Consider the following 17429-nt stretch of genomic DNA (forward strand, 5'->3'; position numbering starts at 1 on the left):
CGCGCCTACCGCAGCGCGTCGGCGACTTCCCGGGCGGCGTCGAGCACGCGCGGCCCGACCCGTTCCGGCACGGCGTCGGCGAGCATGACGACGCCGACGCTCCCCTCCACGCCCGAGACCCCGACCAGGGGCGCGGCCGCCCCGCTGGCCCCGGCCTCGAGTTCACCGTGGGTGAGGGTGTAGCCCGGGTGTCCGGCCTCCGTGGTCTGCCGGGCGGACAAAATGGCCCGGCCCGCCGCACCCCGGTCCAGCGGATGCCGGAAGCCGGCCCGGTAGGCGACGTGGTAGTCGGTCCAGGTGGGCTCGACGACGGCGACCGCGAGGGCGTCGCTGCCGTCGACGAGCGTGAGATGGGCGGTGGCTCCGATGTCCTCGGCCAGGGAGCGCAGCGCGGGCAGCGCGGCCTCCCGGACGAGCGGATGCACCTGCCGGCCGAGCCGCAGCACACCGAGCCCGACCCGGGCGCGGCCGCCCAGGTCACGGCGGACCAGAGCGTGCTGCTCCAGAGTGGCGAGCAGCCGGTAGACGACGGTCCGGTTGACGCCGAGTTTGTTGGACAACTCGGTGACGGTCAGGCCGTGATCGGTGTCGGCGAGCAGTTTGAGGACGCGCAGTCCTCGGTCGAGCGTCTGGGAAGTCTCCGCTGTCACGACGCCCTCTCCTCTTCGGGGTGAGCGACGACGGTCCTGCTCCGGCGGTTGCGACGCCGGTCCCAGCGGCGACGCACGGAGAGGCCGCCGGTCTGGCAAGGCACCGGCTGCGCTCCGCGGCGGCGTTGCCACGGGGCGTTCATATGGCGGGGACAGTAGCGAGCCAGTCCGCTCAGCGGAAGTCCTCGTCCAGAATCCGGTCTCCGGACACCGGGCCCGGATGCGGCCCACGCATAAGGGCCGGTCAGCGGGGCGGCGTCCGGAAAGCGAACATCTACGCGCGTTCACGTGTCACGACTGGTGCGCGACAGAGCGCACACAAGCGTGAACCGGCGTTAACACTGCGTGAAGGATTGGTACACGATTTCTTGCGCCTCTTCCTCGATCACCGGATGCCGGAAGCACCGTCTGTTCGGAATGTGGACGAACAGCGGTCCGGGCGACCTCGCGGCGCGCCTGATGGGTAGCTTCCCTACGGCTACTTCGGCACCGGGTCCCAACAGAACGACTACCGAGGGCGCCCGGCCTACAAGGACTGACGCCCACCCACTCCGAATCCCCCTGAGGCAGCGTGCCATGCGCAACAGACCGCACTGGATGCTCTGCGGGAGCCTGATACTTCTCACGGTCACCGCCTGCACCGACGACGAGAGCGGCAAGGAAGCGGCGCTCTCGGCATCACAGGTGTGCGACAGCACCCTGACCCCGTCTTCGGCGAAAGCCCTCGAGCGCCTGGCGTCGACCGAGCGTTTCACCGAACTCACCGGCACCGATCAGCAGGGAGACGCGAACGGGTTCTCTCTGGAACTGGCCGCGAAGAGGCTCTACGGAGGGGTGAAGGAACGCAACATCTGCATGGTCTACAAGGCGGGCGACGACCGTGGGATCCCGTTGCTCAAGATCGAGTTCGAGCCCACGGAGAATCACCCCGTCCCGGAGGAGGAAGCGCAGAGAGCAGACGGCGACCGGCTCGTCTTCCCCCTGGGCTCCTATGCCGAGATCAACGGCGACAGCGGGGCGAACCTCTATTTCGCCTGCTCGACCAAGGGGCCCGGGGGTGCGTCGCCCTACGTCAGGGCGAGGATGTACTCGTCCGGGGGCCAGCTGGCCCCCGGCTCCGGACCCGAGGACCGTATGACCGTCCTCAACGACGTCGCGCGTGGCCTGTCCAAAGAGCTCGGCTGTGCGGACGAGGCCGCGCTCCCCGCCCGGGTCCCCGAACCCGTGAACGGCTGACGGCCCCGACGAGGAGGAGGGCGGGACGCATACGGATACGCGTCCCGCCCTCCTCCTCGTCGTCCCCGGTCACGTCATCCGGGTCGCCCACTCCTGGACCTTCACGATGCGCTGCTGGATCTGGTGGGCCGTGGCCTCCGCGCTCGGCGGGCCGCCGCAGACCCGGCGCAGCTCGGTGTGGATGACCCCGTGGGGCTTGCCGCTCTGGTGGGTGTAGGCGGAGACCATCGTGTTGAGCTGCTTGCGCAGGCTCAGCAGCTGCTTGTGGGTGACCACCGGCCGGGCCTCGGCCGGCTTCTCCAGGAGGTCGGCCTCCGAGGCCGGCTTCTGGCGGCTGTGCGCGATCTGCCGGCTCTGCCGCTTCTGGAGCAGGAGCTGGACCTGGTCCGGTTCGAGGAGGCCCGGGATGCCGAGGTAGTCCTGCTCCTCCTCGGAACCGGGGTGGGCCTGCATGCCGAACTCCGCGCCGTCGTAGAGCACCCGGTCGAAGACGGCGTCGGACTCCAGCGCCTCGAAGGGCAGTTGCTCCTCGGTCTCCTCGTCCTCCAGCTTCTCCGCGTCGGCGAGGAGCTTGTCCTCCTCCGAGAACGGGTTCTCCTCGTCGCTGCCCTTCTTCGGCTTGTCGAGCACGTGATCGCGCTCGACCTCCATCTCGTTGGCGAAGTCCAGCAGCATCGGGATCGTCGGCACGAAGACGGACGCGGTCTCACCGCGCCTGCGGGAGCGCACGAAGCGGCCGACGGCCTGGGCGAAGAAGAGGGGCGTCGAGATCGTGGTCGCGTACACGCCGACGGCGAGACGCGGCACGTCGACGCCTTCGGACACCATGCGGACCGCGACCATCCAGCGCGACTCGTCGCCGCTGAACTTGTCGATCTTCTTGGAGGCGGCCTTCTCATCGGAGAGGACCACGGCCGGTGTCTCGCCGGTGACCTTCTTGAGGATCTTGGCGTACGCGCGCGCCGACTCCTGGTCGGTCGCGATGACGAGGCCGCCCGCGTCGGGGATGCCCTTGCGGACCTCGGTGAGCCGCTTGTCGGCGGCCGAGAGCACGTTGGGGATCCACTCGCCGGTGGGGGCCAGTGCGGTGCGCCAGGCCTGCCCGATGGCGTCCTTGGTCATCGGCTCGCCGAGCCGGGCGGCGATCTCGTCGCCGGCCTTCGTACGCCAGCGCATGTTGCCGCTGTAGCTGAGGAAGATGACCGGGCGGACGACGCCGTCGGCGAGCGCGTTGCCGTAGCCGTAGGTGTAGTCGGCGGAGGAGCGGCGGATGCCGTCGTTGCCCTCCTCGTACGCGACGAACGGGATCGGGTTGGTGTCCGACCGGAACGGCGTACCGGTCAGCGCGAGCCGCCGGGTCGCCGGGTCGAACGCCTCCTGGCAGGCCTCGCCCCAGGACTTCGAGTCACCGGCGTGGTGGATCTCGTCGAGGATCACCAGCGTCTTGCGCTGCTCGCAGCGGTTGCGGTGCAGCATCGGGCGGACGCCGACACCCGCGTAGGTGACGGCGACCCCGTGGTAGTCCTTGCTCAGCGGACCGGCGCTGTAGTCGGGGTCGAGCTTGATCCCTATCCGCGCGGCCGCCTCCGCCCACTGCTTCTTGAGGTGCTCGGTCGGGGCGACGACGGTGATCTGCTGCACGACATGGTGGTGCAGCAGCCACGACGCGAGGGTCAGCGCGAACGTGGTCTTGCCGGCGCCGGGCGTCGCGACGGCGAGGAAGTCGCGCGGCTGCTCCTGGATGTACCTCTCCATGGCGCCCTGCTGCCAGGCTCGCAGCTTCCCGGCGGTCCCCCAGGGGGCGCGGCCGGGAAAGGCGGGTGAGAGGTGGTGGGAGGCGGTGGTAGTAGTCACGGTCTCCGGTTCGGGGCTCTCGGGTACGTGGGGCGCTGCCGGCACCGGACCGGGCCGACTGGATCCCGGTCCGCGATACGACAACCGGGCCACCTTACCGGGGGGCCGGCCGGGAACCCGTACGAACGAGTCGCGGTTCGAGTCCGTTGAGACCCTCTTCACAGATACGGCTACCGTGCGAACCCCTTCTCCCGTACGAGGACCCGGGTCGCCACCCAGGCCCCCACCACGGCCACCGCCGCCATCGGCAGGAACACGGCGGCGAACGCCCCCGGGTGCGAACCCGAGGCCCCCGCCTCCACCGCCCCGTGCGCGGCCGCGCCCACCGCGCCGCCGCCGAGCGCGGCGAAGGCCGCCCCGCCGGTGGCCAGGAGCAGCACGTTGGAGAGCCCGTCGGAGATCTGGAGGGCGGCGGAGTTGGAGCCCGCCTCCTCGGGAGCCGACAGCTTCAGGAGCAGCACGCTGGTGGAGGCGATCACCATCCCCATGCCGAAGCAGCCGAAGGCCCAGGCGACGGCGACGGTCCAGACCGGGACCCCCTCGATCAGCACGGAGGGCGCGACGGCGATCGAGGCGGCGACCAGCACCATGCCGCTGACCATCAGCCGCTCCCGGTGGGGCTCCATGCGCGGCCGGGACTGTACGTACGAACCGAGCGCCCAGGTCGCCCCGCCCACGGCCAGCGAGAGCCCGGCCATCGTCGGGGACAGCCCGCGCTGGGTGACCAGCATCAGCGGTACGAAGGACTCGGCGGCGATGAACGACCCGGCGGCGATCCCGCGCAGCAGGACCACCGAGGGCAGCCCGCGGGCCGCCCGTACGGTCCCGGTGGGCAGCAGTCCGCGGACGGCGGGCACCAGCAGGGCGACGCCGAGGGCGGCCGGCAGGAGGGCGAGCCAGTTCAGCTCCTGCCCCGCGTACTGGAGCAGCCCCGCCCCGGCCGAGATCCCCAGCGCGAGCCGGATCCGGCGGCGGTCGTACGGCTGGGTGGCGGCGGCCGGATCCGCGGGCCCGGAGGCCGTCCGCCGGATCGCCGGGAGGGCCAGGACGAGAGGGATCACGATGAGCACGGGGATGCCGATGAAGACCCAGCGCCAGCCGAGGTGCTCGGTCACCGTCCCGGAGGCGAGCGGTCCGACGACGGAGGGGATCACCCAGCTCGCGGCGAAGGCGGCCAGGATCGCGGGCCGGATGTGTTCGGGGTAGGCCCGCCCGATGACCACGTACAGGGCGACGATGACCAGCCCGCCGCCGAGCCCCTGGACGGCCCGGCCCGCGATGAAGATCCACATGCTGGTGGCCGCCCCGGAGAGCAGCAGGCCGACGCCGAACGCGGTGATCCCGGTGGCGAGCGGCTGGAGCGGCCCGCGCCGGTCGGCCCACTGCCCGGAGAGGACCATGGCGAAGAGGCTGGTGGTGAAGTACGCGGAGAAGGCGAACGCGTAGAGCGGGATCCCGTTCAGTTCACGGGCGGCGACCGGCATCGCCGTGCCGACCGCCGTGGCCTCGAACGCGATGAGGAACACCACGGAGACGATGCCGATGCTCAGCGCCCGGTAGGTGCGCCCGAGGACCCCCTCCGCGGCCGCGAGGGGGATGCCGGACAGCGGGTCCGGGGAGGGGGCGTCGGTCGCGGTCGGCGCGAGGCGTGCGGCATCGGTGCCGTCACGCGGTTCGAGGGCGGTCATGGGCTCAGCGTAAGGGGCATGGCACGGTTTGAACCCTGTCGATGTACCGTCTCGCGCTCGGCCCTTGGTCGTAGGTCGCAAGCCCGGGTGTGAACGGCGTATGGCAGTCGCGTTGCGCCCCGGCCGGATCCCTTGAGGCGGCGGACGGGGGCCCGTAGCGTCATGGACAGCAAGCAGAAGGACAGCGACACCGCACCACCCCCGACCGTGTGCCCGAGAGGCTCAGGGGCTCGACTGCAACTCGAGTTACACCGGTTCGATTCCGGTCACGGTCTCCAGGACGGAGAGTGGCCGTCCCCGTAAGGACGGGGACGGTCACTTTCCGCTTTTCGCGCATACGACGGACGGTCGGCGCTCAGTCCGTCTTCAGCGCCTTCATCACATCGCGCATGTCGCTGATCAGAGCGGCCCGGTAGGCGAGCAGTTCGGGGCTCTGCGGCGCGTCCGGGAGCCCTTCGTCGGCCTCCCCTTCGTAGTCCATCGAGACGGACAGGGCGAGCGTCACGACGGCACCGCCCTCCACCACCTTCAAGCGCATGACGTTGTCGTCCATGACCAGGAGATGGGCCAGGTCCCCGAGGTCCGGGACCTGCTCCACCTGCGTCACGCCCACGCCGTCGATCTCCGTCTGCGTGCTGCTCGCCTCGAATTCGGGGCGCGGGTCGGTCTCCTTGTGCAGCGCGGCCGTCAGGGACGCCTGGTAGACCGTCGTCCAGCCCTCCCCGCCCTTGCCGCCCTGCGCCGCCGCGCCCGACGGGGTGAAGGCGAGGGAGCATCTGATGCGGTGGAGGGCGGGATGCTCGATCCCGTCCAGTTCGGTGGCCGGCTCGGACTCCGGCTCTCCCACCGCCTCGGTGAGCGCCCTCAGCTCCATCGCGGCGCAGGAGTCGGACTCAACCCGGTAGCCGCGCGGGTCCGGTTTCCGGTCGCCGCCGATCCCGTACGCGAACACCGCCGTCGCCCACACCGCCGACGCGACCAGCGCTCCGGCGGCGGTCCACAGCAGCCGCCGCCCCCGCCGCCGCCCGGTCGCGCGCTCCCGGTCGAACCCGCTCACCACGTCCGGGGGCGCGCCGGGCCCGGGATCGCCCACCAACTCCGGCTCACTGATCACGTACGGGCTCTCTCCTGGTCGGACGACGGTACGAACCTGCGGACCGGTTCGGTCCTCCGCGGCATTGTCCAGTTCTCCGGTCCGACCCGGAAGTATCCGGGCGGATCTGGGAGTATCCGGGTGGATCCGGGAGTGTCCGGGAGTCCCCTTCGACCCGGGCGGCCTCTCGCTCCGGCAGGGACGCCAAGGGCCCCGCACGGAACGCGGAGGACCGGGTTCACGTGCGGGGCCGCTCAGCGGGCGTGGGGCCGTCAGACGCCGACCAGGGTGTACGTGCCCGTACCGTCCTGCCTGCCGCTGGAGTACTGGCGCATGAACTCCCCGTCCGCGTACCGGTCATGGCCGATCATGGATCCGGTGTACTTGTTCTGCACACCGATCTTCGAGCTGCCGGGGACATCGCGGTAGATCGAGAACCGCTGGAGGTCGTCCTCCGCGCAGGTGACCGTCTTCAGGGCCGCCCGTTCGGTGGCCGGGTTCTGCTCGGCGATGGTCGCGCACCCGCCGTTGCCCCAGTTCCACAGGGTCGCCTCGAGGACCCCGTCGGTCTCCGTCACGTTGCACAGCCGCCAGTGGTCCAGGTGGGCGCTGAAGATCGTCGAGGGCCGCAGGCGGACCCCGTCGTTCGCCAGGACCGGCGCGCCCCAGGACAGGGGCTTGCCGGGTACCGCGATCTTGTAGACCTGTGCCTGGCAGTCGAGAGCGGCCCGTGCGCCGCGCCCGGCGGCCTTGGGCTGTTCGGCGGAGCTGCCGCCGGCGAGAGCCGGGGCCTGCTCGAGGCGGTCCCGCTCCTGCTCCGCCGTCGGCGCCACCGCACCCGCCGGGCGCTCGGCCTTCGCGGCGGCCGAGCCGCAGTCGAGGAGACCCTGCGCCTTGGCCATGATGCTGCCCGCGGGCACGGTGTCCTGGCAGCGCACCGCGCCTTCCTCAAGGGTGGTGAAGGTGGTGAAGTTGCCGCTGCCGGCCCCGTCGGTCCACTTCAACGCCCAGCTGCCGTCGCTCTGCTGGGCGCGGTTGCAGTTGAGGCTTCCGTAGGTGCCGGTGACCTTCTTCGTGCCCTTGTAGACGCCGTAGTAGCCGGGCTGGTTGAAGCTCCAGGCGACCGTGTTCGACTCGCTGCTGGTCGAGGAGTAGTCGACCTTGACGTTCAGGCCCAGGCTCGCGCCGACCGTGCCGAGGGCCTCGACGGCGAAGCTGCCCTCGACGTTGCCGTTGAGGCCGACGGAGACCGCGATGGTCGTCTGGGTGCTGGTGACGACGGTGTGGTTGCCGGTGGTGCCCTCGGTGACGTACCAGCCCTTGAAGTGGGTGATCGTCGGGGACACTTCGGTGGTCTTGATGTACGGGTGGCGGGTGCCGAGGTCGGCCGCGGTACAGGCGTCGCCGAGCTGGGGCGCCGCCGCGCTTGCGGGTGCCGTCGCGTTGGTGGGTGCCGCGGCGGCCGGCGAGGCGGCGAGGCCCATGGCGGCGAGCGCTGCGGCGACCGCGGGGGCGGTCACCATCATGAGTGACCTGCCGGTGCGGCTTAAGGGTCTATGGGTACGCATAATCGTCTGTTTCCCCCTGGTCATGTTTTTCTGGACAGGGGTGAATGTAGCGGCCACAGGGGGTGACAGGGTGAGGGCCGAACTAGCCATAAACGATCACGGAGGGGCCTATTCCTCCCCTGTCGCAGGCCGTTGCCGGGGTCACGCAGGGTCGAGTGACGGCCGGGCCTCCAGTCCCCCGTCGTTCTCGCAGCCCAGCTCCTTCGCCATGGCCAGCGAGACGGAGTGGGCCACGGTCGCGTAGGCGTCCTTCAACTTCTCCGGGTCGCCCTCGGGTTCGGTGGGGGACCAGCGCTCCACGCCGATCTTGACCTGAGCCGGCGTGGAACCGGGCAGCTTCGCGCTCCGGCAGGCGAACTGGACAACAGCGGAGTCCGGAGCCGTCAGGGTTCGCACTCCCATCGGGAGCACCGTGAACTTCGGAGCAGGTTCACCCTCCGGCGGGCCACTGGCCAGCTCCCAGGTCACCTCCAGCCGATCGCTCTGGGCGGCGTTGATCGCGAACACCTGGCAGATGTCACCGTCATCGGCGGCAGGGGAAGCGAACGCCTCACTCAACGACCTGGCGGCGCGTGCGACGGTGGATCCCTCGGCCGGCGCCTCGAACCGCGAGGACCCCGTGATCACCTTCAGTGATTCGGCCGCCTCGGTGGAGACCGCTTCGCCGCCGCAGAGAAGTGTCCCCGCCACGAACTCGCCGCCTTCCTTCGGGGCCTCGTCGTTCCCTCCAGCACAGCCGACCGCGCCGGCCGCCAGGAACACCGCGATGACCGCGCCGCCGAGACCGGCGCGGCCGCGGTTGGGCCTCCCTCGCCCGCTCACGTGGACGGAGACAGCGCGGAGGGAACATGCGGTAGCGCAGAGAGCCGCCACAAGGCCAGCGATCAGCATCTTTCCGTTCTGGTTCACAGCCATACCTTTCACTGCCGCCCGGGGCAGCTTCAGCCCGTCTCCGGATCTACACCCTGCTGATTCTCTCGGTCGTTTCCGACCCCGTAGCCCACGGCCATCGCTTGCGCCAGGTCCTCTCGGAGAGAGGAATCATCCTTGGTCGTATGGAGTGCGAGGAAATCCTCCATCGGAGCCTTCTCTTTCATTCCGTCCGCTGCCTGATCAGCGAGCTTGTCCAGGTTTGCCGCCACCTCCGACCAGTCGTCGGCCGCGGCCTTCAGCTTCCCCAACGGGGCTTCGACGATGTCCTCGTAACTCAGCATGTGCGCGCTCCCCCGAGCCCTACTTCAGGTATTCCGACAGCTTGGAGATCGACGTCAGATCCCCGCCGATCTTCACGTCGTCCTTCGCGTGCAGGGCCTTGGTGTAATCCAGGTGGTTCGAAATGTGTGCACAGGAATCCAGCAGCGTCTTGAGATGGGTCTGCCAGAAGTCGTGCACCTTGAGCACCGCCGCACCACTCGCGAAGTTGCCGTTGGTGAGTGCGATCGCCGCGTCGAAGGTGGCCGGGCGGGCGTGGTCACCGTCCTTCGACAGTTTCGTCCTCAACTCGTAGGCATCATTCCCGATAGCGCCGAGGTCGTCCCGGTTGACCACCAGGTCGGGTGTGCCGGCGGTGGTCCCGCCGCCCTCGGCCGGAGCACTGTTGAGCTGCATAGCACTGCGCTCTGCCGCCGCCGAACGCAGTTCGGCCCATTCCTTCTCGAACGTCACGTCTTCCCCCGGGTCTTGCCATGCGGACAGCCTTGCGCCCGCCACCGTACGGTGGCGGGCGCAGGGCGGACGAGTAGAATCTGAGCCTTTGCTCGGGCATGAATCCAGCAGAATCCATGGGGCGCGCATATGTCCGTCGTCGTCTTCTTGTTCGTCCTGGCCGCGGCGTTTCTCGTCATCGCCCTTGTCGGCCCGTACCGGTTGTACTGGCGGGCCCGGCCTCGGGCGGCGGCAGCCGTCGGACGCGGCTCTCGCGGTGGGGCGGGTCGCCGCGTTCGGGGTCGCCGGGGTCTTTCTCTTCGGGGGCTGTTCGGTCCTGGAGGGCGTCGACAAGGGGGCCTGGAGCGCCGGCGAGGTCAGGGAGGCCGCCGAGGGCGCGGGCGTGTCCCTGGCCGCCGAACCGCAGATCCACCGTGACGCCCAGGGCGGCTACGCCTCGCTGATCGAGGCGGAGTTCATGAGAGTGGGTGAGGGCCAAGGGCCCTCGTACGAGGTCGTCGTGGAACAGGCCGGTGACGACTACGAGATCTCGGCCGGCGGGGCCGACACCACTGTCTGCCTGCACGTCACGGAAGCGAAGTCCGCGGGGGGCGGGGTCTTCGTGCCAGGAGCGGACAGCGGCAGCACCTCGATTCCCGCGTACGACCTCACCGCCACCGTCGACGACGGTCCCTGCTGAGGCCGGAGCCGCCGCCGGGACCGTCGCCTCGTCAGCCCTTCGGAGTCGCCACCGCCGCCTGCGGCCTGATGGGCAGGCGGTTCACCGGGCGGCCCGTCGCCGAGCGGACCGCCGAGGCGACCGCCGCGGGGGCCGTGACGACCGGGACGGCCGAGGCCGGCTTCGCGCCGAAGGGGGCGACCACGTCGCGTTCCTCGACCAGTTTCACGATGCGGATGTCCGGGGCGTCCAGCGAGGTCGGGAGCGCGTAGCCGGTCAGGTCGGGGTGGCGGATCAGGCCGCGGGCGGTGCGGAGGTTCTCCGTGAGGGCCGCGCCGATGCCCTGCGTGATGCCCGCCTCGATGCGGATCGCCAGCTGGGCCGGGTTGAGGACGCGGCCCACGTCCTGGGCCACCGCCATCTCCACGACGCGTACGGAGCCGAGCTCGATGTCCACGTCGACCACCGCCCGTACCGCGCAGAACGCGAGGCCGACGAACGCGTCGCCCTGGCCGGACTCGTCCAGCGGCTCCGTGGGGTGCGGGCGGCACTGGGCGGTGGCCCAGAGTTCCTTGCCGTCCATCGCCTCCGTGACGGTGGTGGAGAGCACGCCGTCGTACGAGGTGATCTTGCCGTCGGCGATCTGGAGCAGCTCCGTGGACATGCCGAACTGGTGGGCCAGCGGCTGGAGGAGCTGGGTGCGGACCATCTTGGCCGCACGCTCCACCGCCCCGCCCGAGACCCAGGTGTGGCGGCCGTGCGTCGCCGGGCCCGCCGGGGGCTGGTCGGTGTCGACGGCGGCCACGTGGACCTCGTCCACGCCCAGGACCTCCTGGACGATCTGGCGGGCCAGCGTGGTGAAGCCCTGGCCCGTCTCCACCGCCGCGCAGATCACCGTGGCGACGCCGTCGTGCACCCGGACCGTGGCCGTGGACACCTCGTCGGTGCCCTCGGCGCCCAGCATGTGGACCATGCCCAGGCCGTAGCCCACGCCCCGGCGCACCGCCCCGGGCTCCCCCGCGCCCTCGGGGCCGCCCGGCAGCAGCCAGTCGTCCTCGGGGGCGTCCTTGGGGAGGGCGGGGAGGGGGTGGTCGCGGACCGCGCGGAGCAGTTCGGCCACCGGGGCCGGGCAGGTCACCGTCTGGCCCGTGGGCAGGATGTCGCCGGTCGACAGGGTGTTGCGCAGGCGCAGTTCGGCCGGGTCGATGCCCAGTCTGGCGGCCAGTTTGTCCATCTGGCCCTCGTAGGCCGCACAGACCTGCATCGCGCCCTCGCCGCGCACATGGCCCGATGGCGGGTTGTTCGTCCGGACCGCCCAGCCCTCGATGAAGGCGTGCGGCACCACGTACGGGCCGCAGGCGAAGGCCACCGCGGCGGCCAGGGATTCGGAGGAGGCGTCCGCGTACGCGCCCGCGTCCAGGAGGATCTGGGCCTCCACCTTGACCAGCCGGCCCTCCGCGTCCGCGTGGTGGCGGTAGCGCAGGAGGGTGGGGTGGCGGTGGGTGTGGCCGAGGAAGGACTCCTCGCGGCTCGCGGCCAGCTTCACCGGGCAGCCGGTGCGCAGCGCGAGCAGACCCAGCGGGATCTGGAAACCCGGGTCCTCGCGGTCGCCGGTCGCGCCGGGCACCCCGGTCACGACGACCTTGACCCGGTCCGGCTCCAGGCCGAAGCAGGCGGCGATCAGGTCGCGGTCGGTGTGCGGGTCGGTGGAGGCGGTGTAGATCTCGACGCCGCCGTCCGGGCGGGGCACGGCGAGGCCGGCCTCCGCGCCGATCGGGGCCGGGTCCTGGCGGCCGATGCGGTACAGGCCCTCGACGACGACCTCGCCCGCCGCCTCCGCGTCGCCGTAGCGCAGCGGGATGTGCCGGATCAGATTCCCGTCGGGGTGCAGGGGCTCCGCCGCGAACGCCTTCTCCGGATCCGTGACCGGCTCCAGCACCTCGTACTCGACGGCGATGGCGGCGGCGGCCAGCCGTGCGGTGTCCGGATGGTCCGCGGCGACCGCGGCGATCGGCTCGCCGTGGTGGCGGACCAGGTCGGAGGCGAACACCGGGCGGTCCACCACATGGCGGCCGTAGTTGCTGTCGCCGGGCACGTCCTCGTGCGTGACGACCGCGCGCACCCCCGGCATCGCGACGGCCGCCGACGTGTCGATGGACAGGATCCGCGCGTGCGGGTGCGGGGAGCGGAGCACGGCCGCCCACAGCAGCCCCTCGGCCCAGAGGTCCGCGGCGTACGGGAAGGTGCCCTCGGTCTTCGCGCGGGCGTCGGCGGCCGGCAGCGAGACGCCGAGGCCGAGCAGGGGCTGCTCGGCGTCGGCGTCCCGGCCGGGTCCGCCGACGGCGTCGATCCGGGGCAGGCTGGTGCTGGTCGCGTTGGCCGCGGTGGCCGCGTCGCTGCTCACGCCGCCTCCTTGTCGTTCGCCCCGCCGGTGCGGCGGCGGGGGGTGGGCCCTGGGTTCGCGTGGTGCCGCTGTCGTACGGCGGGGCCGCGGGCTCGCCTCACAGCGCCTCTCCCTCGTGCGGGTGGGGGCCCTGCTGCACGCCGCCGGCGCCCGGCTCGGCCTGCTGCGGGATGCGTGCCCCGTCCTGGGCCGCCTCGGCGCTCGCCTCGCGGGCCGCGACGACGTCGGCGACCGCGTCGAGCACGCCCCGGTAGCCGGAACAGCGGCAGAGGTTGCCGCAGAGTGCCTGGCGGGTCTCCAGCTCGCTGGGGGCGTGATTGCCCTCCAGGAGGTCGTGGACGGTCATCGCCATGCCGGGGATGCAGAAGCCGCACTGGACGGCTCCGCAGGCGGACAGGGCGCGCTGGACGTCGGACGGTTCGCCGTCGACGGCGAGGCCCTCGACCGTCCGCACCTCGCTGCCCGCCGCCGTGGCCGCGGGGACCAGGCAGGAGGCGACCAGACGGCCGTCGACCTGGACGTTGCAGGCGCCGCACTCGCCCTGCGAGCAGCCGTCCTTGGCCCCGGCCAGGCCGAGGCGCTCGCGAAGCACGTAGAGCAGGGACTCGCCGATCCAGGCGTCGCCGACCGGGCGGTCCACGCCGTTCACATGGAGGAGGTACGAAGCGGAGGGGTGCTCGCTCGGTACGTCGAGGAGGACGGGGGCGGGGTCTTCGTCCGGGGCGGTGTCCGGGTCGGCCTCGGAAGCCGTCTCCGGCGCCGCGTCGGGGTCGGCCCCGGGATCGGTCCCGCGTGCCGCCGCGGATTCCGGTACGGCCGCGGTGTCGGCCTGTTCCTCCTGCGGCCGGGCTGCCCCGTCCGCCCGTTCCGCGGTCTGTCCCGTCGGCTCGTCCGCCGCCGGTTCCGGTTCCGGTTCCGGTTCCGGGGTCTCCTCCGTCACGGGTACGGGGGCGGCCTCCGGTTCCGGTGTGGCCCAGGGGGCGGGGGCGCCGCCGGGGAGCGTCGCGGGGCGGGCTCGGTCCGCGTACCACTGCGGTGTGTGGGCCGAGGCCAGGAACTCGCCCGATTCGTCCGGGAGATCCCCGTCCGCCACCGGGATCGTCCACTGGCCGGTGTGGCCGGCGTGGTCCGCCTGGCCGGACGTGTCGACGCGGCCGGAGAGGTCGGTGTGACCGGTCTCGGGGGCGGCTTCGGGACGGCCCGCTTCCGGGCCGGCCGCCGTCTCGCCGAAGGCCTCGGTGAAGTTCCACTGGGCCGTGGCGTGCGAGGTGCCCTGGTATCCGGCCTGCCCGCCCTGGTGGTTCGGGTCCGGCCAGTGGACCGCGCCGGGCTGCTGGGCGGCGGCCTCCTGGGCGCGCTGCTCGGCCTGCGCCTGCTGGGTCTGTGCCTGCTGGGTCTGTGCCTGCTGGGCCTGTGCCTGCTGGGTCTGCGTCTGGAGCACCCAGCTGCCCGTCGCCGCCGGGTCCAGCCCGGCGGCCGGGGTCAGCGGCAGGATCATCGGCGGGACGTACCCCTGGCCGGGCGCGGCCAGCGGGATGTTCGCCAGATCCTCCGGCGGGAGCTGGACGAACGCCGTGGCGTCGGCGTCGTACTCACCGCTCTGCGGCGTCGGCTGCCAGGCTCCGTACCGCGGATCCGGTCCACCGGAGCCGGCCTGCCCGTCCTGCCGGCCGTGCTGGTCGGCGGGTTCCTCATTGCTCACGACAGTGCCCTCCCCAGCGCGCGTCGGGCGAGCGCGGCGACGGTGCGCCGCAGGTGCAGTACGGCCGGGGACAGCGGCGGGGCCTCTGAGCCGTCGGCCGGTGGGGCGTGGTCCGGGATGCAGGCCGCGGCCACGTACTCGCCGAAGGCGGCCAGCGCGTCGGGGGCGAGGCCCCGCTCGCCGTCCCAGTCGATCAGCGAGGCGATCCAGCGCTCCGCCTCCAGCGGGCGCAGCGGCATCGGGGCGATGGCGCCGACCGCGCAGCGCACGCCGCGCCGGGCCGGGTCGAGGACGATGGCGACGGAGGCGGTGGCGCGCCCCGGGCCGGTGCGGCCGGTGGCCTTCAGGAACACCTGCGGGGCGTGCAGCAGCGGTACCCGGACGAAGCCGATCAGCTCCGCGGGTTCCAGCAGTTCACGGCCGGCCAGCAGGTGGGAGACGGGGATCTCGCGGCGGGCGCCGCCGGGGCCCGCGATGACGAGCTCGGCCTCCAGCGCGGCCAGCACCGGCAGGGCGTCGCCGGTGGGCGCGGAGGTGACGATGTTGCCGCCGAGCGTGCCGGCGTTGCGGATCTGGGGCGGTCCCGCGGCGCGGGCGGAGGCGGCGAGCGCGGGGATGAGGGCGGCGAAGTCGGGGCGGCCCATGCGGGCGTGGGTGAGTCCGGCGCCCAGCAGCGCGTGGCCGTCCTGGTAGTGCCAGCCGCGCAGTTCGCTGATCCGTCCGAGGCCGACCAGCCCCGAGGGGCGCAGCAGCCCCTTGTTGACGGCCGCCATCAGGTCCGTGCCCCCCGCGACCGGAACGGCCGCGGGCATGGCGCCGAGTGCCGCCACGGCCTCGTCCAACGAGGCCGGCAGTGTCACCGACTGCGTCGCCTGCGGTGCGTGCGTGGTCAACCCAGCTGCCCCTTCCCGGTCTCCCGGCTGTCCCGCCTGTTCCGCCGTACGGTACGTGTTCACAGCCCGGACGTGGCAACTCTGGCACATCTTCCGATCGGACCGGCGCGAGGGTCCGCGAAGGGTGGATCCGTCCCCGACCTGCGGGATATTCCGGTTTCGCACTTCTTCGGCGAGGAGGGTGAATTGCCACTCTTCGGCAAGGCTTGTACGACTTATGCGGTTCGCGTCCTCGTTCCGGCGCACGTCGGCAGGGCGGTCGGCCCCGGACGCGCGTCGGCCGCGGCGGCCCGGGAGGGCGGCCGCGGCCGACGGGCCCACGGGCGGCTCACAGCACCGGAGGCACTCCCTCCAGCGGGCGGCCGAGGATGCCGGGGCGCTGCTGCCGGGGGTACGGGCCGCCCGGCGGGCGGTAGTCGACGCCGAGGGCGTCCAGCCGGGCGTAGTGGGCGCTCATCCGGGCGTCGAAAGCGGCGAAGTCCCGGTCGGCCGGGGCGGGCAGGGCGGACCAGGCGACCTCGGCGAAGGCGGCGAGGCGCGGGAAGACCTGGTAGTCGACGCGGGCCCGGTTCTGCATGACCTCGGTCCACACATTGGCCTGGGTGCCCAGGATGTGACGGGCCGCCTCCTCGCTCAGGCCCGGCGGGACGGGCTCGAAGCGGTAGACGTCCTCCAGGCTCCGGACGTACCCGATGGGCATCGGCTCGTCGGGGCCGCCGTCCTGACGGTGGTCCAGATACACCTGCTGCTCGGGGCACATGACCACGTCGTGCCCGGCCTCGGCGGCCGCGATGCCTCCGCCGTAGCCGCGCCAGGAGGAGACCGCGGCCCCTTCGGCGAGGCCGCCCTCGAGGATCTCGTCCCAGCCGATGAGGCGCCGGCCCCGTGCGGTGAGCCAGGCGTCGAAGTGCCGGATGAACCAGGACTGGAGCCCGTCCTCGTCCTTCAGGCCGAGTTCGGCGATCTTCGCCTGGGCGGTCGGGGACTCCTTCCACTGGTCCTTGGGGCACTCGTCACCGCCCATGTGGACGAAGGGCGAGGTCTCGGCGGGGAAGAGTTCCAGCACCTCCTCCAGGACGCCCTCGAAGAAGCGCAGAGTGCTGTCCGTGGGGGCGAGGACGTTCGGATTGACGCCCCAGGTGTCCCAGACGGAGAGGGCGGTGGTGTCGATGACGTCGGTGTTGCCCAGCTCGGGGTAGGCGCTAATGGCGGCCTGCGAGTGGCCGGGGATGTCGATCTCGGGGACGACCCGGATATGCCGCTCGGCGGCGTAGGCGACGATCTCGCGGATGTCGTCCTGGGTGTAGTGGCCGCCGTAGGGGGTCTCGTCCCACAGTTCGGAGGCCCGGTGGCCGTATTTGGTGCGCGAGCGCCAGGAGCCGACCTCGGTCAGGCGGGGGTAGCGCTTGATCTCGATGCGCCAGCCCTGGTCGTCGGTGAGGTGGAAGTGGAAGACGTTCAGCTTGTGGGCGGCGAGCAGGTCCAGGTAGCGCAGGACGTCGTCCTTGGGCAGGAAGTGCCGCGAGACGTCGAGCATCAGGCCGCGCCAGCCGAAGCGGGGTTCGTCCTCGATGACGACCGCCGGGACCTGCCAGGCGCGGTCCGCGGCGAGCGGCGCACGCCGGAAGGCTTCCGGGCCGAGGAGCTGACGGAGGGTCTGCGCGCCCCGGAAGAGTCCCGCCGCGCTGCCGCCCGTGAGGCGTACGGCATCGGCTTCGACGGCGAGGCGGTAAGCCTCGGGGTCCAGCTCCTCGTCGAGCGTCAGCACGATGCCGTGGCCGCCCGTGCCCTCGGCCAGGGGCAGTCCGGTGGCCGCGCCGAGCGTGGTGCGCAGCCAGCGGGCGACGCCCTCGGCTCCCGGCGCGGCGCTCAGCGGGGTCGCGCGGCCCAGCGCGTACGGCCCGAAGGGGGCCGGCGTCAGGGTGCGCGGGGCCGGGATCAGACCGAGGGCCGCGGTGTCCACGGAGTCCGGGCCGTCCGTGTTCTCGGTGTTCTCGGTGTTCCGGGATGCCATGACG

At 72.1% G+C, this 17429-nt stretch carries 14 protein-coding genes and 1 tRNA gene; 3 read left to right on the plus strand and 12 right to left on the minus strand.

The window, feature by feature from the left end; genetic code table 11:
- Positions 1-5: 5 nt before the first annotated feature.
- On the minus strand, positions 6-650 hold the full coding sequence (locus tag ACH4UK_RS06440) for an IclR family transcriptional regulator (protein WP_018958460.1): 645 nt from the start codon (positions 648-650) through the stop codon (positions 6-8).
- 576 nt (positions 651-1226) lie between these two features.
- Here ACH4UK_RS06440 and ACH4UK_RS06445 point away from each other — a divergent pair.
- Complete coding sequence (locus tag ACH4UK_RS06445) at positions 1227-1886, plus strand: hypothetical protein (RefSeq protein ID WP_398354826.1); 660 nt, start codon at positions 1227-1229, stop codon at positions 1884-1886.
- Between the two features lie 69 nt (positions 1887-1955).
- Here ACH4UK_RS06445 and ACH4UK_RS06450 read toward each other — a convergent pair whose 3' ends face one another.
- A complete protein-coding gene (locus ACH4UK_RS06450) occupies positions 1956-3740 on the minus strand; it encodes a DEAD/DEAH box helicase (RefSeq protein WP_398354827.1) in 1785 nt (594 codons plus the stop codon).
- A gap of 170 nt (positions 3741-3910) precedes the next feature.
- Positions 3911-5428, minus strand: coding sequence for an MFS transporter (locus ACH4UK_RS06455; protein ID WP_398354828.1), 1518 nt, complete (start codon positions 5426-5428; stop codon positions 3911-3913).
- Between the two features lie 203 nt (positions 5429-5631).
- On the opposite strand from ACH4UK_RS06455, the gene ACH4UK_RS06460 reads away from it, so the two are divergent.
- Positions 5632-5706, plus strand: a tRNA-Cys gene (locus tag ACH4UK_RS06460).
- Between the two features lie 77 nt (positions 5707-5783).
- Here ACH4UK_RS06460 and ACH4UK_RS06465 read toward each other — a convergent pair.
- The 5 genes from ACH4UK_RS06465 to ACH4UK_RS06485 all read right to left on the minus strand — a co-directional run bounded on the left by ACH4UK_RS06465 (position 5784) and on the right by ACH4UK_RS06485 (position 9754).
- The gene (locus ACH4UK_RS06465) at positions 5784-6542 is read right to left on the minus strand and encodes a hypothetical protein (RefSeq protein WP_398354829.1); all 759 of its coding nucleotides are present in this window, start codon (positions 6540-6542) and stop codon (positions 5784-5786) included.
- 251 nt (positions 6543-6793) lie between these two features.
- Complete coding sequence (locus ACH4UK_RS06470) at positions 6794-8047, minus strand: hypothetical protein (protein ID WP_398354830.1); 1254 nt, start codon at positions 8045-8047, stop codon at positions 6794-6796.
- A gap of 183 nt (positions 8048-8230) precedes the next feature.
- On the minus strand, positions 8231-8911 hold the full coding sequence (locus tag ACH4UK_RS06475; protein WP_398354831.1) for a hypothetical protein: 681 nt from the start codon (positions 8909-8911) through the stop codon (positions 8231-8233).
- A 119-nt stretch (positions 8912-9030) separates the two neighbouring features.
- The gene (locus ACH4UK_RS06480; protein ID WP_398354947.1) at positions 9031-9303 is read right to left on the minus strand and encodes a hypothetical protein; all 273 of its coding nucleotides are present in this window, start codon (positions 9301-9303) and stop codon (positions 9031-9033) included.
- Positions 9304-9322: 19 nt separating this feature from the next.
- Positions 9323-9754 carry a hypothetical protein gene (locus ACH4UK_RS06485; RefSeq protein WP_398354832.1) on the minus strand — a complete coding sequence of 144 codons (432 nt, stop codon included), beginning with the start codon at positions 9752-9754 and terminating at the stop codon, positions 9323-9325.
- Between the two features lie 256 nt (positions 9755-10010).
- Here ACH4UK_RS06485 and ACH4UK_RS06490 point away from each other — a divergent pair, with 256 nt between their 5' ends.
- Positions 10011-10433: a hypothetical protein gene (locus tag ACH4UK_RS06490; RefSeq protein WP_398354833.1), complete on the plus strand. Its 423-nt coding sequence runs from the start codon at positions 10011-10013 to the stop codon at positions 10431-10433.
- Positions 10434-10464: 31 nt separating this feature from the next.
- On the opposite strand, the gene ACH4UK_RS06495 is transcribed toward ACH4UK_RS06490, so the two are convergent.
- The 4 genes from ACH4UK_RS06495 to ACH4UK_RS06510 form a co-directional block, all read right to left on the minus strand.
- On the minus strand, positions 10465-12816 hold the full coding sequence (locus tag ACH4UK_RS06495) for a xanthine dehydrogenase family protein molybdopterin-binding subunit (RefSeq protein ID WP_398354834.1): 2352 nt from the start codon (positions 12814-12816) through the stop codon (positions 10465-10467).
- 97 nt (positions 12817-12913) lie between these two features.
- On the minus strand, positions 12914-14518 hold the full coding sequence (locus ACH4UK_RS06500) for a 2Fe-2S iron-sulfur cluster-binding protein (RefSeq protein WP_398354835.1): 1605 nt from the start codon (positions 14516-14518) through the stop codon (positions 12914-12916).
- Positions 14515-15411, minus strand: coding sequence for an FAD binding domain-containing protein (locus tag ACH4UK_RS06505; protein ID WP_398354836.1), 897 nt, complete (start codon positions 15409-15411; stop codon positions 14515-14517). The genes ACH4UK_RS06500 and ACH4UK_RS06505 overlap by 4 nt, the downstream gene beginning before the upstream one ends.
- A gap of 328 nt (positions 15412-15739) precedes the next feature.
- Complete coding sequence (locus ACH4UK_RS06510) at positions 15740-17425, minus strand: beta-N-acetylhexosaminidase (RefSeq protein WP_398354837.1); 1686 nt, start codon at positions 17423-17425, stop codon at positions 15740-15742.
- Positions 17426-17429: the final 4 nt, after the last annotated feature.

Source organism: Streptomyces sp. NPDC020884, from assembly GCF_044333935.1.
Classification (GTDB): Bacteria; Actinomycetota; Actinomycetes; order Streptomycetales; family Streptomycetaceae; genus Streptomyces.

What these genes read in the sequence shown, in the direction of transcription:
- ACH4UK_RS06445 (WP_398354826.1), top strand. Translation starts at nt 1,227, where the DNA reads ATGCGCAACAGACCGCACTGGATGCTCTGCGGGAGCCTGATACTTCTC.
- ACH4UK_RS06455 (WP_398354828.1), bottom strand. Translation starts at nt 5,428, where the DNA reads ATGACCGCCCTCGAACCGCGTGACGGCACCGATGCCGCACGCCTCGCG.
- ACH4UK_RS06470 (WP_398354830.1), bottom strand. Translation starts at nt 8,047, where the DNA reads ATGATGGTGACCGCCCCCGCGGTCGCCGCAGCGCTCGCCGCCATGGGC.
- ACH4UK_RS06480 (WP_398354947.1), bottom strand. Translation starts at nt 9,303, where the DNA reads ATGCTGAGTTACGAGGACATCGTCGAAGCCCCGTTGGGGAAGCTGAAG.
- ACH4UK_RS06510 (WP_398354837.1), bottom strand. Translation starts at nt 17,425, where the DNA reads ATGGCATCCCGGAACACCGAGAACACCGAGAACACGGACGGCCCGGAC.